Here is a 15,370-nt window from a genome sequence, read left to right as displayed (position 1 = left end):
ATTCCCTAATAGCCGGAAACCGCTCTCCGGCTTCCGCTCACCCCTTCTGGCCCCCGTTTGCAAACGGATAATTAATTCACTGGTAATTTATATTGTGAAGTAAACAGGTATCCTCTCCCCCTTGAGGAAGAGGACGAACAATGAATATAAAACCGTGGCTGCTGCTGGCAATCGTCAATTTTCTATCCGCCTGTTCCGAGCCGCCACCGCCCGTGCCCGAGCCTGCCGTTGAGCAGCTATCCGTCAACGTAAAACGCTTCCCCGCCGTCCCCTGGTCTTACCCACTGGAAACCTCCGGAGTACTGCAGTCGGCGGAAACCGTCGATATTGCTGCAGAGGCTGCCGGCGTGGTTACTAAGGTTCTCGTCAAAGAAGGCCAAGCGGTTCAGCAAGGCCAGCTGCTCATGCGCCTGGACAACGAGAAGCAAAATTTGCGTGTCGAGCGCGCCCGTGCCATTCGTGCCAGCAGTGAGGCCGACATGGATCAGGCGCAGCGGCAATGGCAAAAATTCAGCCAATTGCGAGAAACCGGCGCGGTCTCTGATGACCAGTTGGACAATGCGCGCTCCCACTACGACGCGCTGAAAGCACGGTTTCAGTCTGCGCAAGCGGAGTTAGAGCTGGCACAGCGAGAACTCGCCGACCGAGATATACGCAGCCCGATAGCGGGTGTGGTTGACGGCGAGCCCATCGAGCAGGGCGAGCGCGTACAACCGGGGCAGGCACTGATCGAGATTCAGGCCCAGGAAGCCCTGCAAGTCATCACATGGGTCAACCAGGCCGAAGTGAATCAGCTAAAGTTGGGCACCCCCGTGGAGGTGCGCAGCGATGCCAGCAATAAGGTGTACCGCGCCAGAGTAGAGGCGATTGCCCAGTCAGCCCACCCCCGCACGGGAAACTTTGAAGTAAAGTGCCGCCTGTCCGACGCCGATGTGCTGCTTAGAGAGGGCATGTCAGCCAGTGTGCGCATAGACGTTGAAAGCAACCGTAAAGTGCTCTTTATTCCTCGCACAGCCGTGGTCGACAGACAGCGTAAGGCGGTTGTTTTTGTGGTCAACCAAGGAATCGCCGAGCGCCGCGAGCCGCGCTTTGGCCTACCCAGTGGCGACGAGATTCCGGTGTTGTCTGGCCTCGATTCCGATGAAATGCTGATTCTTTCTCCCCTGGAACTGATTACCGACGGGCTAGCCGTTACTGTCGAGACTCAGCCATGAAGTCCTTTTACGCTTGGTTTATCGACCGCCCCCTGATCGTCAATCTGGTGATGATTATGGGCATTTTGCTGGGTTTTTACAGCCTGCAAACCGGCGCCATTAAAAGTGCCCCCGACCTGTCCAACGGCCGCTTTTCCATCACCACGCTGCGGCCCGGCGCCAGCGCCGAGAAAATGGAGCTCAGCGTTACTGTGCCGCTGGAGGAAGAGCTGGAGTCTGTCGACGGTATTCGCGAACTGCGCTCGAATAGCGCCGAAGGCATGTCGCTGATTCAGGTCAACGCCGACCCCGAGGCGGATAAGGCGCAGCTGGCCGAAATGGCCAGAGACCTGCAGCGCGCCATAGACCGCGCCCAATCCCGACTGCCGACAGACCTGCTGGAAAAACCCTTGCTAGTGGAAGCCAAGTCAGCAGACTTCCCTGTGGCCATAGTGATGCTGTACGGCCAAGCGCCGGAAGCCACGCTGCGCAAACTGGCGCGCTCGCTGCAAGATCAATTGCGCTCGCTTCGCAGTGTGCGCGGTGTCGACCGCCTGGGCTATCGCGACCGCGAAATCCATATTCAACTCGACCCGCTGAAACTGGACCGCCTTGGCGTGTCCTACGCAGAAATAGAACGCGCCATCAAAAGCCGCAATGTCACTGAAACGGGCGGCTCGCTGGCCTCCTTTGTCGGGGAACAAGACATCGTTGCAGTGGGCGAGTTTAGCGAACCCAAAGAAGTCGCCTCGGTGATCGTCCGCAGCGACGGCTACGGCAACCACTTGCGAATAAAAGACCTGGCAAAGGTGACCGAGGGCTTCTCCGAAGCCACCGTCTCGTATTACAAGGGCGGCTTGCAGGGCATTGTGCTCACCGTTCGCGCGCAGGCAGACAGCAACGACCTGACGCTGTCGGAAGATATTAAAAGCCTGCTCAATACATTTAGGAAAACCCTGCCCAGCACCGTGCAGTTATCGGTCGTCGACGACGGCGCCGATATTACCAAGGTGGTGATCTCGACTCTGCTGGACAACGCCATGCTGGGCGCGATCCTGATCACCTTAGTGCTGTTATTCTTCTTCCCCTGGCGCTCGACCTTCTGGGTTGTCGTCGGCATACCCGTCGCCGTGCTGCTCGGCATCGCGCTGATGCCGATCTTTGGCGTGACCTACAATACCGTCGCCTTCGTCGCCATCATTCTGATGCTCGGCCTGCTCGTGGATGACGCCATTGTCACCAGCGAGAGCATCTACAGCCACTTTGAATCAGGCATGTCGATTCGAGACGCTGCCGTGAACGGGGTAAACAGTGTTTCCAGCCCGGTTATTACCGGTGCCTTAACCACCGTGTTTGCCATGATGCCCCTGCTCCTGATCGGCGGGGAAGACGCCAAGTTTATGTGGGTGATCCCGGCAACCGTCGTGCTGATTATTCTCGCCTCGCTTTTCGAGTGTTTGATTTTACTGCCCTCCCACATCGCCGAATCGCTGAAACGCGCCGAGGCCGGGCGCGACAAGGCAAGCTGGTTTCGCCATGTGCAACACTTCTATGCCGCCACCCTGACGCCCATGCTGAGGCGACCCATGATCGCCATGTCGGGTGGGCTGACACTCTTTTTCCTGTCCATCGTCATGCTCTCACACTACCTGCAGTTTGAAAGCTACCCCGACACCGATGCCACCGACATCGTCATAGGCATTGAAATGCCCGCGGGCACGACTATCGATACCACGGCCGCCGTGATCAACCGCATTGAGCAACGCGCGCTGGAGACCATCCCCGATGGCATTATCACCGGCCACTTCTCTGTTGTTGGCGAATGGAGCGACCCAAACAGCAACGATATGATTCAAGTTAAATCTCCGTCGCTGGGTAAAGTGCAACTCACCCTGGTGTCCGGACGACACCGGGAGCTGAGCGCCGCCGAAATTCGCGACCGCCTCAAGCAACTACGACCGGAATTTACACAGGCGATTCGTTTCGTTGTGGAGATTGATAATGAGCAGCCGCCGGTGGGTACGCCGGTTGAAGCGCGGGTGATTGCCCACTCCGATGAAGTGCGCGGTGAGATTGCCGACGCGCTGATGGCCTGGCTGAGCGAACAGCGCGGTGTTACCGAGGTATGGACCAGCTACACCCCCGGCAAAAACCTGATCGAACTCAAACTGGATTATGCCGCAACCGCCAATGCCGGCATCGCAGTCGCGGATGTCACCCGCGCACTGCGCATTGCCTACGACGGTCTGCTGGTCGAAGAGTTGCAAACCGTCGAGGAGCGCATTCGCTATCGCCTGGAGCTACAGGACAAATACCGCAATGACATCAATGCATTGCGCTCACTCACTGTATTGAGCCCAAGTGGCGAGCAAGTGCCACTGCGCAATATTGCCCAATTCCAGGTGCGCCAGGGCCAAGCGGTTATCGCCCACTACGGCGGTCGCCGCGCTGAAACCATCCGCGCGGAGGTGAACCGCGACCAACTGTCGGTGGTGGGCATCAATCACCGCCTACAAGCCTGGTTAGATGAAAAACAATTTGCAGCAAAATACCCGGGAGTCCGGGTTGAGTTGGGCGGCGAACTGGTCGCGCAGGCCGAAACCGCTGAGTCGATGGGCACCGGTCTGATGATTGTACTGGTCAGCATCTTTTTCCTGATGGTGTTGCTGTTCAATTCCCTCAGTCAGCCTTTGATTATTATGGCGGTCATCCCGCTGGCCTTTGTCGCCGTGCTGATCGTGCTAACCCTGCACGGTTTCGTGCTGGGCGTTTCGGCCATTGTCGGCTTCCTTGGCTTGGCCGGCGTGCTGGTGAACAGCTCACTGGTTCTGGTGGATAAAGTGAATAAGCTCCACCACCAAAGTGGGCAGCCAGGTGCGATTGTTGAGCGCAGCGCCATTGCCGAAGCCGCCGCCGTAAGGCTGCGCCCCATCTTAATTACCGCCCTTACCACCAGTGCCGGGCTCGGCCCTGCAGCCTACGGTATCGCCGGTGCGCACCCCACCCAGACGCCGATGATCATGGTGATGTTCTGGGGCGGGATTGTCGGCGCGATCACCACCCTGTATACCGTGCCGCTGATGCTGGCCATCGACAGCGATATACGCCTCTGGTGGCAAACCCAGCGCCAGCGGCGCAGCAATGCCGCCCAGTAGCGCTACGCCAGACGCCGCGTTTGCTCGCCAGCAACGCGATGCGGCACGGCCTGATGGACAGCAAAGCCGGTAACATCCGGCCCTTCGCTTCGCGACGTATTAATACTGAACGACGAAAGGGCGACTTCCCATGGAAAAACGCAAGTTCAGGCCAGCCGAGCTGTTACGCAGCTTTGAATTGGTTCAGCAATACGGCGTGGCGAGCAGTGTTGGCTGGGGGCGGGAATACGGCCCCATCAAGGTGAGTTCAGGGATCGATGGCTACACCATTACCCTGGAAAACCGTCGCGCATCGGTTACCGTTAATTTCCACAATACCCTGTCTTTTAGCACCACCGACCGCGCCGCACTGGAAAGCCTGCACCGGGATATTGCCAACGTCAGCCGGGCGCTGAACGAGGTTGCGTAGCATCGCCGATAGCACGCTGCACGGGTAACGGCGGCCTGGCTTTTGCCCGGCTCGCCTCAAACTCACGCGCGTTAGTCTTTTACTAAGAACTGCGCCCGCGCCTTGGCAATGGGACGACCTGGGTCATCCTGCCAGGCAGTGATACTCACATTGATCATTTTGCGCCCAAAAAATACCAACTCGCACCGGCAGAAGGTTTCTTCAAATTTTCCGGCGCGCACGAAGTCCACCGCAAAATCGACGATCTTAGGCGTACTGTCGCTACCTCCCTGACTCAACACATGAATCATCGCTGACAGTTCCATAAAACCGGCGATGGCACCGCCGTGCAAGGCAGGCAGAGTCGGGTTACCAATATTGCTTTTCCGCGCTGGCAGTAAGAAGCAGCCGTCTTCGTTGATCATTTGGATGCCCAGCGTTCGCGCATAGGGCACGCGGTCGATACGCGCTTGAAAATCGTCTGTCATTTACGCCCCTCCCTCTGTCGCTTCGGCACGTCGAAACTCTCGGCGCATCTCCTCAAACAGCGCTGACTCCATTCGGAAGAAATTACCTACCGCAGAGGCAATCGGATGTTGAACATCACCGTGATGGGCAAGAGCGCGGGTAAATATCACGCTCTCACTAACGCGGTACACCTCGGCATCGGCAATCACGCTTTTGCCCGGCGTCGCCGCACGCATGTAATCGATGCGCAGGTCAATCGTGGGCGTCATGCCCAGGTCATCAAGGGCAGTGGCCGCGGCAAACCCGCAGCAGGTGTCTAACAGCGCGGTAATAGCGCCGCCGTGAAGCACTCCCGTATCGGGGTCTCCAATTAGCGATTCTCGATAGGGCATACTCATTTGCACGTGGTGGTGCTCCACGGCCTCGACAGCGATACCCAAGGTCGTGAAATGATCGCCGGGGTTCGACTGCAGTACCACATCCACAAAGCGACGTAACTCTTGAAGGTCCAGAGCCATACCAACTCCCATTACAATTCAGCGCGGCAGTTTACCGAGACTTAATCGCCAAAAACAACTCGGCCGTTGCCAAAGCATCACTGAGTGCATTGTGAGCGGGATAAGCGGGCAAATGGTAGTGTTCGCGGCAGTCAGCCAGGCGCAGCTCGCCGTTGCGAACCGGTTGATGAGCGCGCTCACGGCGGCCGTGTTCAATTTGCAGGGTGTCAACATAGGGCAGCAGTAAAGGTGCCGCCAGGTGCGTTTGGCAAAGTGCGTTGAGAAAAGCGATATCCAGCTCAGCGCAGTGAAACAGCAACACTCGGCCGGAGGCGGCTTTGAGCAGCGCTTGCAACACCTCCGCCGGGGGTTCACCGCCTACCCGGTCGCAATCGCGCAGTTGGTGGATAACGGCACTTTCGCCTACAAGCGATTCAGCGCGTAAAAGGTGGTGACGCGCCGCCGACAGGTCGATCTCGCAATGAGTAATCGGCACCCAGCCAATACTCACGACTTCCCCTGTGCTTGGGTCCAGCGAGGTCATTTCCAGATCGATTGCGAGGTAGGCGGCATCTCTGGCGGGCGACTGCCAACAGGGCGGTGACAACTGCCAGCAGTCGCGCAGCGCGCGCGCGGCACGCCGGCGATACTGATAGCGTTTAAATTGCAGGCGCAGCGCCTGACAGAACGCCGACATGTCAGTTACCCGCTCGATAGCGCAGCTTGATAATATCTTCGGCCTGATGAACCACTCTGAATGCCTGTTTTAAGTGGCTGCGCTGCAACCGGGTAAGCTGGCGGGGATCGCAGTAATTATCGGGCTCGTCGCCAGCGGCAATTTGCGCGGCCTGCTGTTGCAAACGGATGCCATTGATCAAAGTAAATGCATCCTCAAGGTTGCGACTATCTGCCAAGCTCATCTGACCGGCGCGCGCCAGTGCCTGCAAGCGCTTGTGGGTATTTACCGCGGGGATACCGTTGGCCAGCGAATGCAGCCGGGCGAGCTCTATCACTGGCAGCACGCCGCGTTTTTTCAGATCAAGGCTGTGTTGGTGTTCGCCGCTACGCTCCAGCAGAAAACGGCCAAACATGCTTAGCGGCGGCGAGCTTGCCAGAACATTCTCTGCCAGCGCGGCAAGGAAAATGGTATTGCGCTGGCTGTGGGCCAACATATGTTGCTGCAAGGCCTCAGCCAGGCTGCGGCTGCCGGCAATGGCGCGCAGGTCGAAGAAAATACTGATGTGCATCACGGCACTGGCGCTGGGGCTGGTCATCCAGCCGTCGACCATCGCCTCCCAATCGGCGGCGCGCTTGCGCCACTTTTCCGACTTGGCCATCACGTCACCCGGGCAGTAGTCATAGCCGCAGTCATTAAGCCCAGCGCAGACAAAGTCGGCGAGTTGCGCAAACCACGCCATGTCGTCGTCGGTTGCAGCATTATCAATCAGCAAACCGTTGTCCTGGTCACCACCGAGTAACTGCTCGCCCCGAGCCTGGGAGCCAAAGCCCAGCCAGCAGTAGTCGCAGGGAGCGGGGCCAAGCGATTGTTCCGCAAGGTCGATAAGCCGCCGCGTCAAGGCATCACTTACCGCGGTTGTCATTTGCGTAATCTGCGTCACCGGCGTATCGGCCTCTACCCATTGGCGGAACAGGTTCGGCAGACGCGCTAATTGCTCCTGAAGCGCTGTAAGACTGCTCAACCGCGATACCCGCTGCACAAAGTAGATCGGGTCGTCTTCCCTTGCCACGTTGACATCGGAGGTGGTCAACACACCGAGCAGCTGTTTTGCCTCGCCCAATACCGGCAGGTGGTGCACGCCGCGATTGGTCATCTCCAACACGGCATCGAAAAGTGTTGCATCACTTGCCAGGGCGCAGGGGTTCTCGGTCATGATGCTGGCCACGGTTTGATCGGGCGATAGCCTCAGGGCCAATACGCGGCTGCGCAAGTCGCGGTCGGTGACGATGCCCAGTAGGGTTTCATCGCGGGTCACAAAGGCCGAGGACACGCGGCGCTCGGTCATTGCCTGTGCGGTTTGCGCTATCGATGCCTCCGGGGCAACTTCGAGCGGCTGTTGACTCATTACTGAGGTAACCGGCTGCATTAGAAACGACGGCTGGCCGCGAAAGCGCGCGGCGCGACGCAATAGCCGCTCACTGCGCGCATGGAAAAAGCGGTCTATATGGCGATGTTGGCGCCGCAAACTGCGCAACGCATCGTCCGGCAGGCGGTATATCAAGCAATCTTCTATGGCAACGAAATAGCGCGACTGTGTGACTTCGCCGTCGCGACTGTGGCCATTCAGGGAAAAACTTTCCCCGCTCTCAAAGCGCTGCAGTAAGCCGCTCTCTTGCTGTTCATCAACAACGCCGCTACGCAGGATATACAGGCCGTCACCATCCATCGCACTAAAGCGGTGATGGCGTCGCACATATTTGATACGGAGCTGACGAGCAACGTCTTCCAGTGTCTGTGGGTCAAGGCTATCAAAGGGCAAACATTCGGCGAGAAAATCACTCACCAATGCCAGCTCTGCTTTATCACTCATTTTCGCCCCCTGGATCGAAAGTGCTACTGCTGGCCGCCGCGAAAATCTCGCTCAAAGCTGGTTTGGTAGACGGTGAATTCCAGCCCTGTTTGACCAAAGTACTGTGCGCCATCGGCGGTCGCCACGACGCGCAGCTGTGGCGCCTCGGTCGCAGGTACTGAGGTGCGAATTAACCAGACCTTGCCATCGGCAGATTCGGCTTCCATATCCATAGGTGGGTAATCCACGGCACTGTCCGGAGCAATGGAAATTTTAGCGCCCTGCAAGGGAAAGGCAGATTCTAAACGCAGCTTAATCACGTGCTCACTGCGAAACTCCGGCCGTAGCGTCAGTGCAAAGTTGCCGTTCTTGAGGGTGCATTCGCCACTCTGATATCGGCATTTAGACATCGCAGCCAACTTATATACCGCGCCTGCTTCGGCTTTATGGGGCCGCTCGCTAACCATTCTATCGACACCAAAATAAGCGATGATCGCCAAAATCGGCGTAACAATTAATGCGGTAATCGTGTGTTTGCTGGTAAGAATTGATGTCGCACTCATTGCGCAGATCCCTTGTTATTGTGTGTTCGACTTTTACTATCATCCTTGGTCGAATGAATTTCCATACTCGTCGAGGAAAAAAAAAGCAGGCCCCTGACGGTGCCTGCTTTGTATCGACCGCTAGTGTCGGCTTAGTGATCCTGCGCCGCACTAACACCAACAGGAACGCGGATGTGCTCAACAAGTTCCTGCACTTCTGCTGGCGGTGCTTTGGTCACTGCAGACACCGCAAAGGCAACCGCAAAGTTCACCACGGCACCCACTGCACCAAACGCGTTGGGTTCAATGCCAAAGAACCAGTTCGCTGGCATATCGCCCAAGAAGGCGGTGCTGGCCACGAACATAATGCCTTTGTGCTGGAACACGTAGAACAGGGTGACACCGATACCTGCTATCATCCCGGCAATAGCGCCTTCTTTGTTGATGCGGCGATTAAAGATACCCATCATCAACACGGGGAAGATCGAGGAGGCCGCCAAACCAAAGGCCAGTGCTACCGTACCCGCCGCGAAATCAGGTGGGTTGAAACCGAGGTAGCCCGCAAAGCCAATCGCACCTGCCATGGCAATTCGGCTGGCTCTAAGCTCTGCTTTTTCGGAGATATCAGGCATTAATACGCCTTTCAACAGGTCGTGGGAGATCGCCGATGCAATTGCCAGCAACAGACCCGCCGCAGTAGACAATGCTGCTGCGAGACCACCCGCTGCCACGAGTGCAATAACCCAGTTGGGTAGCTTGGCTATCTCAGGGTTTGCCAACACCATGATGTCGCGATCGACTTTGACCATTTCATTGGTCTCCGCACTCGCGGTGTATTGAATGCGGCCATCACCGTTTTTATCTTCGAACTCAAGAAGACCGGTTTTTTCCCAGTTTTTAAACCACTGTGGGCGCTCTTCGTAAGCAAGGTTTTGTTCAGCACTTGGCGGCGCAATGGTGTTGTGCAGATTCAAACGTGCCATGGCTGCCACTGCCGGCGCAGTTGTGTAGAGAATGGCAATAAACACCAGTGCCCAACCCGCTGAGGTACGCGCATCTTTTACTTTAGGCACCGTGAAGAAGCGGATAATGACGTGGGGCAAGCCCGCCGTACCGATCATCAGCGACAGGGTGTACACAAACATATTCAAGGTGCTGCCGCGAACATTGTTGGTGTAGTCGGCAAAGCCCAACTCGGTAATCACCTGGTCCAAACGGTCGAGCAAGTATACGTCGGTACCACTGATCGTGCTGCCCAAGCCAAGCTGCGGGAAGGGATTGCCGGTTAAGTTAAAGGAGATGAAAAAAGCGGGAATCGTGTAGGCCAGAATTAACACACAGTACTGCGCAATCTGCGTATAAGTAATGCCCTTCATGCCACCGACAACGGCGTAGACAAAGACAATAGCCATACCCACCAGCAGGCCGACTTCATAACTCACTTCCAGGAAGCGCGAGAAGGCAACCCCTACCCCTTTCATCTGGCCGATAACGTACGTCACCGAACAGATAATCAAGCAGACAACGGCAACGATACGCGCAGTCCTTGAGTAGAAGCGGTCGCCAATGAACTCAGGTACCGTGAACTTGCCGTATTTACGCAAGTATGGCGCCAGGAACATGGCCAGCAGCACGAAGCCGCCCGTCCAACCCATTAGGAAAACTGAGCCGCCGTAGCCCATATAGGCGATCAGACCGGCCATTGAGATAAACGACGCCGCGCTCATCCAGTCAGCGGCAGTTGCCATGCCGTTAGCAACGGGGTGAACACCACCGCCGGCTACATAAAAGTCTTTCGTCGAACCGGCGCGCGCCCAGATGGCGATGCCGATATAAATGGCGAAGGTAAACCCCACCACAATATACGTTAATGTTTGAAGTTCCATGATGGCTGCCTCTTATTATGCGTCGTCATCTACGCCGTATTTACGGTCGAGATCGCCCATTTTTTTTGCGTAGATAAATGTCAGTGCCACAAAGGTGTAAATTGACCCCTGTTGCGCAAACCAAAAGCCCAATTTGAATCCACCCAAGCGGATGGCATTGAGCTGCTCTACAAACAGGATTCCGCATCCATAAGACACGATGAACCAGATCACTGACAGCCAGAGCATCAACGTGAGGTTTTCACGCCAGTATGCTTTCGCCATTTCTTTCGATTGAAACGCCATTGTTATTCTCCTTTATTCGTCTGAATCACGGCGACATACTCTTTATGCGCTTTGTTGTCGCCGCAAACCATTCGACTTTAGTCAAGAGCGGGACGCTCAGAACACGTACTTCACACTAAACTGCAAGCGATCCAGCTCACCGCTGTCGTCGCCGTTAATGCTGCCTTCAATGTGTTTTTCGCCGTGGATCAGCTCAGCGCCCAGGGTAAGTGCCTTAACCGGCGAATACAGCAAGTTGGCGTGAGCACTGCGGTAAGCGCTTGGCGTACCAGCGGGCGCGTTGCTGGGCTGGTCGGCTTCGCTGGCTGACAACACAAAGCTGCTGCGCCACTTGGGTGCCCAGAAGTGGCGGTAGGCGATAAAGCCACCCACGGTGTCCAGCAGATCGATATCGCCATTGCTTTCAATGTAACCATCGCGGAAGCTCTGCAAACCCAGGTAGCGGCCGAGGTTACCGGCGTTCAGCTGGAATTTGAGGTCATCCTGACCCAGCTGCCATTTACCCGAGAAACTCACCCCATAACCGATCTCGCTTTCGTCACCTTCAATGGGTTGCGCAAGGTTATTGGTAAAGTTCTCTTTGTAAGCAATCTCACGCAGCACCGTTGCCACGCTATAGCTCAGGTCGCCTGACTTACCGTTATAACGAACAACGACATCGGGCAGACTGTTGTTGTCAAAATCACCGCCGCCCGCGGCGCCACTAGTGCCGCCATAGAGCCCAGTGGACGGGTTTTCCACAGCAACCATCAACGAACTGCCATTCCCCATACCGTGGGTCCAACGCAACTGCGCCTGGCGCTCAAATACTGTGGCCACCGGGCCAACAAAGTCCAGGGTCTCCGGCAGGCTCGCCACGTTAAAGAAGGTGCCCCAGGTTTGACCGGCAAGGAAGGAGCTGTCTTTGTCGTACTGCCAACTTACAAAGGCATGGCGAATGCGCGATACCGCAGAATTACTGAGTCGCTCATCGCCGATTTGGTTAACACCGAAGTCCATCTCTACATGAGTGGAGATGGTACCGGCATCGGTCTGCGTCGCCGTTTTAAACCAAATGCGCGAGTACGTGGCTTGCATATCGAAATTGGCATCGCCTGATTCACCGCCGATGGGAATAACGGAAGGCACGAGGAAGTCATCGCCGACAGCCGCCAAGGCTCTTTCACCACCGCTGTATTGGCTCGCCATAGCATCAAGTTTTATATAGCCACCAAACTTGAAGCTGGTATTGGTCGACGCCTGCGCCGTGGATTCAGCCAGCGCTGCTTCTAAGCGCTGCACGCGCTGCTCCAGCGACTCAGCGGAAACGGAACCCGCGGCAACGGCCAGTGGCAGTGCCGCAAGAGCAGGTAGATATCGAGATGCGAAAGTGCGCTTTTTATTGCTTTGCATAAGAGTGTCTCCCGGTTGTTTTTATGTGTCACTAGAGGTTATAGGCCGACTTTGCAAAGCTGCGTATTAGCCATTAGTCAAATATCGACGAAAGTCTAAGAAGGGAGGGATCAGCCGCTCGACCAAGGTCTAATAGCGAAAAAAGCGCTCGCGGAGAATACTGTGTGACATAACAAGAACGCACACCTTGAACCGAGGGCACAGCCATGACAGAGCAACGCTACCCCATCAAAGAGTCGATTCGCGAGAATGCTTACATCTCTGCAGACGATTACCAGGCCATGTATGAACAATCGGTCAATGACCCCGATGCGTTCTGGAAGCAGGTATCGGAGCGAATCAGCTGGCACCAGGCACCGAGTAAAATAAAGAACTGCAGTTTTGATAAAAACGATCTTTATATTAAGTGGTTTGAAGATGGCGTACTCAATGCCTCTGAAAACTGTTTAGACCGACACCTCAGTGAGCGCGGCGAAAAACTCGCGCTGCAATGGGAGCCCGATGAAGAGGGCCAAGCCTCACGACAATTCACCTATAACGAACTTCATCAAGAAGTCTGCAAACTCGCCAACGGCCTGAAGAGCCTGGGCGTTAAAAAAGGTGATGTGGTTACTCTTTATATGCCAATGGTTCCGGAAGCCGTTTTCGCGATGCTCGCCTGCGCACGCATTGGCGCCATGCACTCGGTGGTTTTTGCCGGCTTCTCGCCAGAAGCGCTGGCAGGACGCATTAGCGATGGTCAATCGGCATTGGTAATCACCGCCGATGAAGGTCGTCGCGGCGGCAAAACGGTTCCCCTGAAGCAAAACGTCGACGAGGCCATAGAACTGTGCTCTCCGGCCTGCGTTGAAAAAGTTCTGGTGCTCAAGCACACCGGCGCCGATATTCACTGGCGCGCCAACCGCGACGTGGAATACCACAGCCTCGTTGAGCAGCAATCACCCGTTTGCCCTCCCGAGCCGATGAACGCCGAAGATCCGCTGTTCCTGTTGTACACCTCTGGCTCAACCGGTAAACCCAAAGGCGCGGTACACACCACCGGCGGCTATATGGTGTACACCTCTCTGAGCCACCATACGGTGTTCGACTACAAAACTGATGAAGTCTACTGGTGTATGGCCGATATCGGCTGGATCACTGGGCACAGCTACGCGGTATATGGCCCGCTCAGCAACGGCGCCAGCTGCATCATGTATGAAGGTGTTCCCAACTATCCCGATTGCGGCCGACTGGGCCGGATTATCGATAAATATCAGGTGAACACCTTGTACACCGCACCCACCGTGATCCGCGCACTGATGGCCAAGAGCGAGGAAGCCACGGCCACCAACAGCCGTGCGTCACTGCGCCTGCTCGGTACCGCCGGAGAGCCAATCAACCCAGAGGCCTGGGGCTGGTTCCACGACGTCTTTGGCGAGGGCCGCTGCCCTATCCTGGACACATGGTGGCAGACCGAAACCGGCGGCATGATGATTGCCCCGATGCCGGGCGCCACAGAATTGAAGCCCGGCTCAGCCACTCAGCCGTTCTTCGGTGTACAACCAGCACTGCTGGATAACGACGGAAACGTATTGGACGGCGCCACCGATGGCAACCTGGTCATTTGCGACAGCTGGCCCGGGCAAATGCGCACCATCTTTGGCGACCACCAGCGCTTTATCGATACCTATTTCTCCACCTTCAACGGCTACTATTTCAGCAGCGACGGTGCCCGCCGCGACGCTGATGGCGACTACTGGATCACAGGCCGCGTGGACGATGTGCTCAATGTCTCTGGTCACCGCATGGGTACTGCTGAGCTGGAAAGTGCACTGGTTGCCCACCCGAAAGTGACCGAAGCCGCCGTGGTTGGCTTCCCCCATGAGATCAAAGGCGAAGGCATTTATATCTACGTTAGCCTGCAGCAGGGCGAGCAAGGCGACGACGCCCTGTTGCAAGAGTTGAAGCAGTGGCTGCGCCGCGAAATCGGCCCGATTGCCTCTCCCGACGTGATTCAGTGGGCCGACGACTTGCCTAAAACGCGAAGCGGCAAGATCATGCGCCGAATTCTGCGCAAGATCGCGGCCAACGAGTACGACGCCCTGGGCGATATCTCCACGCTTGCCGACCCCTCAGTTGTTGCACGGCTTATTGAGGGACATCAACACATCAACGAAAACGCTGCGTAAACTGAATGTGCAGATGCGGGGTGGTGACTCTCTCCTCCACCCCGAGAAGCCGGGTCTTTACCACAGGCTTTTCCTAAGCGCTTGCCCCGCACTGCGGGGCTTTTTTATACTGGCCTAATCGAAAAACAATAACGGAACAATGAGGCCCCATGACCCAGCGATTTCTGATCGCCGACGATCACCCGCTTTTCCGCTCGGCCATGCGCGGTGCCCTGAGCGCGAGCTTTCCGACTGCACGCATTGACGAGGTCGGCGATATCGGCAGCCTTCAACAGGCCATCGACGAAGACAGCGATATCGATCTACTGCTGCTGGACTTACATATGCCCGGCGCACAGGGCTTTAGTGCCTTAGTCCACCTGGAGGCCCAGCACCCGGAAATACCGATTATGGTGGTGTCTGCCTCTGAAACCGAGGAAGTGATGTGCCGCGCCATTGATTACGGCGCCAGCGGTTTTTTGCCCAAGAGTAGTTCGCCAGAACAGATCAGCACCGCCATTGCACAAGTGCTACAAGGAGAGCGCTGGCTGCCGGAAAATGTGCGTTATCAGCAAGCCAGCAGCAGCGATGAAAAATCGATCGCCGAGGTCGTGGCAAGCTTGACGCCTCAGCAGTTTCGCGTTGCCAGTTATTTGGTGCAGGGACTGCTGAACAAGCAGATTGCCTGGGAGCTGAATGTCACCGAGGCCACGATCAAAGCCCATATTACTGAAATTTTTCGCAAACTCAGTGTGCATTCGCGAACACAGGCCGTACTGATGCTGAGCCAGTTAGACGTGAACATCCCGGCAGTGGAATAAACACTGCCAGAGGTGACTCAAAACAAAAAGCTCTGGTCATGCTTTTAGCATACGAAGATCAGTTCAGC

At 56.4% G+C, this 15,370-nt stretch carries 13 protein-coding genes; 5 read left to right on the top strand and 8 right to left on the bottom strand.

The genetic code is table 11. The annotated features are described in order from the left end of the window. Positions 1-140: 140 nt before the first annotated feature. The 3 genes from HNR64_RS11750 to HNR64_RS11740 all read left to right on the top strand — a co-directional run bounded on the left by HNR64_RS11750 (position 141) and on the right by HNR64_RS11740 (position 4,757). The gene (locus tag HNR64_RS11750; protein ID WP_204996644.1) at positions 141-1,214 is read left to right on the top strand and encodes an efflux RND transporter periplasmic adaptor subunit; all 1,074 of its coding nucleotides are present in this window, start codon (positions 141-143) and stop codon (positions 1,212-1,214) included. Further along, positions 1,211-4,348, top strand: coding sequence for an efflux RND transporter permease subunit (locus HNR64_RS11745; protein WP_204996643.1), 3,138 nt, complete (start codon positions 1,211-1,213; stop codon positions 4,346-4,348). Before HNR64_RS11750 ends, HNR64_RS11745 begins: the two co-directional genes overlap by 4 nt. A gap of 130 nt (positions 4,349-4,478) precedes the next feature. Beyond that, positions 4,479-4,757, top strand: a complete 279-nt coding sequence (locus HNR64_RS11740) for a DUF3081 family protein (protein WP_204996642.1) — start codon at positions 4,479-4,481, stop codon at positions 4,755-4,757. Between the two features lie 71 nt (positions 4,758-4,828). Here HNR64_RS11740 and HNR64_RS11735 read toward each other — a convergent pair whose 3' ends face one another. The 8 genes from HNR64_RS11735 to HNR64_RS11700 all read right to left on the bottom strand — a co-directional run bounded on the left by HNR64_RS11735 (position 4,829) and on the right by HNR64_RS11700 (position 12,334). After that, on the bottom strand, positions 4,829-5,224 hold the full coding sequence (locus tag HNR64_RS11735) for a PaaI family thioesterase (protein WP_027874239.1): 396 nt from the start codon (positions 5,222-5,224) through the stop codon (positions 4,829-4,831). Continuing rightward, positions 5,225-5,722, bottom strand: coding sequence for a PaaI family thioesterase (locus tag HNR64_RS11730; protein ID WP_051171204.1), 498 nt, complete (start codon positions 5,720-5,722; stop codon positions 5,225-5,227). A 31-nt stretch (positions 5,723-5,753) separates the two neighbouring features. Next, positions 5,754-6,398 carry an exonuclease domain-containing protein gene (locus tag HNR64_RS11725; protein WP_204996641.1) on the bottom strand — a complete coding sequence of 215 codons (645 nt, stop codon included), beginning with the start codon at positions 6,396-6,398 and terminating at the stop codon, positions 5,754-5,756. Between the two features lies 1 nt (position 6,399). Then, the gene (locus tag HNR64_RS11720) at positions 6,400-8,250 is read right to left on the bottom strand and encodes a putative nucleotidyltransferase substrate binding domain-containing protein (RefSeq protein ID WP_204996640.1); all 1,851 of its coding nucleotides are present in this window, start codon (positions 8,248-8,250) and stop codon (positions 6,400-6,402) included. A gap of 23 nt (positions 8,251-8,273) precedes the next feature. Next, positions 8,274-8,792: a hypothetical protein gene (locus HNR64_RS11715; protein WP_051171202.1), complete on the bottom strand. Its 519-nt coding sequence runs from the start codon at positions 8,790-8,792 to the stop codon at positions 8,274-8,276. Between the two features lie 131 nt (positions 8,793-8,923). After that, on the bottom strand, positions 8,924-10,657 hold the full coding sequence (locus HNR64_RS11710) for a sodium:solute symporter family protein (protein ID WP_204996639.1): 1,734 nt from the start codon (positions 10,655-10,657) through the stop codon (positions 8,924-8,926). A gap of 15 nt (positions 10,658-10,672) precedes the next feature. Continuing rightward, complete coding sequence (locus HNR64_RS11705) at positions 10,673-10,942, bottom strand: DUF4212 domain-containing protein (protein ID WP_204996638.1); 270 nt, start codon at positions 10,940-10,942, stop codon at positions 10,673-10,675. A 96-nt stretch (positions 10,943-11,038) separates the two neighbouring features. Then, positions 11,039-12,334, bottom strand: coding sequence for a DcaP family trimeric outer membrane transporter (locus HNR64_RS11700; protein ID WP_204996637.1), 1,296 nt, complete (start codon positions 12,332-12,334; stop codon positions 11,039-11,041). Between the two features lie 206 nt (positions 12,335-12,540). Between HNR64_RS11700 and acs the strand changes: the two genes are divergently transcribed. Both acs and HNR64_RS11690 read left to right on the top strand, forming a co-directional pair. Further along, positions 12,541-14,502 (top strand): acetate--CoA ligase, encoded by a 1,962-nt coding sequence (gene acs, locus HNR64_RS11695; RefSeq protein ID WP_204996636.1) that lies wholly within the window; start codon positions 12,541-12,543, stop codon positions 14,500-14,502. A gap of 149 nt (positions 14,503-14,651) precedes the next feature. Next, complete coding sequence (locus HNR64_RS11690) at positions 14,652-15,302, top strand: response regulator (RefSeq protein ID WP_204996635.1); 651 nt, start codon at positions 14,652-14,654, stop codon at positions 15,300-15,302. Positions 15,303-15,370: the final 68 nt, after the last annotated feature.

It is taken from the genome of Spongiibacter marinus (assembly GCF_016906995.1).
Classification (GTDB): Bacteria; Pseudomonadota; Gammaproteobacteria; order Pseudomonadales; family Spongiibacteraceae; genus Spongiibacter; species Spongiibacter marinus.
Note: the sequence above shows the minus strand (reverse complement) of the source record. Positions and strands in the feature narration are given on the sequence as shown.

Excerpts from the sequence above, each read along its gene's own strand:
- HNR64_RS11750 (WP_204996644.1), top strand. The coding sequence starts at position 141 with ATGAATATAAAACCGTGGCTGCTGCTGGCAATCGTCAATTTTCTATCC.
- HNR64_RS11745 (WP_204996643.1), top strand. The coding sequence starts at position 1,211 with ATGAAGTCCTTTTACGCTTGGTTTATCGACCGCCCCCTGATCGTCAAT.
- HNR64_RS11740 (WP_204996642.1), top strand. The coding sequence starts at position 4,479 with ATGGAAAAACGCAAGTTCAGGCCAGCCGAGCTGTTACGCAGCTTTGAA.
- HNR64_RS11735 (WP_027874239.1), bottom strand. The coding sequence starts at position 5,224 with ATGACAGACGATTTTCAAGCGCGTATCGACCGCGTGCCCTATGCGCGA.
- HNR64_RS11730 (WP_051171204.1), bottom strand. The coding sequence starts at position 5,722 with ATGGCTCTGGACCTTCAAGAGTTACGTCGCTTTGTGGATGTGGTACTG.
- HNR64_RS11725 (WP_204996641.1), bottom strand. The coding sequence starts at position 6,398 with ATGTCGGCGTTCTGTCAGGCGCTGCGCCTGCAATTTAAACGCTATCAG.
- HNR64_RS11720 (WP_204996640.1), bottom strand. The coding sequence starts at position 8,250 with ATGAGTGATAAAGCAGAGCTGGCATTGGTGAGTGATTTTCTCGCCGAA.
- HNR64_RS11715 (WP_051171202.1), bottom strand. The coding sequence starts at position 8,792 with ATGAGTGCGACATCAATTCTTACCAGCAAACACACGATTACCGCATTA.
- HNR64_RS11710 (WP_204996639.1), bottom strand. The coding sequence starts at position 10,657 with ATGGAACTTCAAACATTAACGTATATTGTGGTGGGGTTTACCTTCGCC.
- HNR64_RS11705 (WP_204996638.1), bottom strand. The coding sequence starts at position 10,942 with ATGGCGTTTCAATCGAAAGAAATGGCGAAAGCATACTGGCGTGAAAAC.
- HNR64_RS11700 (WP_204996637.1), bottom strand. The coding sequence starts at position 12,334 with ATGCAAAGCAATAAAAAGCGCACTTTCGCATCTCGATATCTACCTGCT.
- acs (WP_204996636.1), top strand. The coding sequence starts at position 12,541 with ATGACAGAGCAACGCTACCCCATCAAAGAGTCGATTCGCGAGAATGCT.
- HNR64_RS11690 (WP_204996635.1), top strand. The coding sequence starts at position 14,652 with ATGACCCAGCGATTTCTGATCGCCGACGATCACCCGCTTTTCCGCTCG.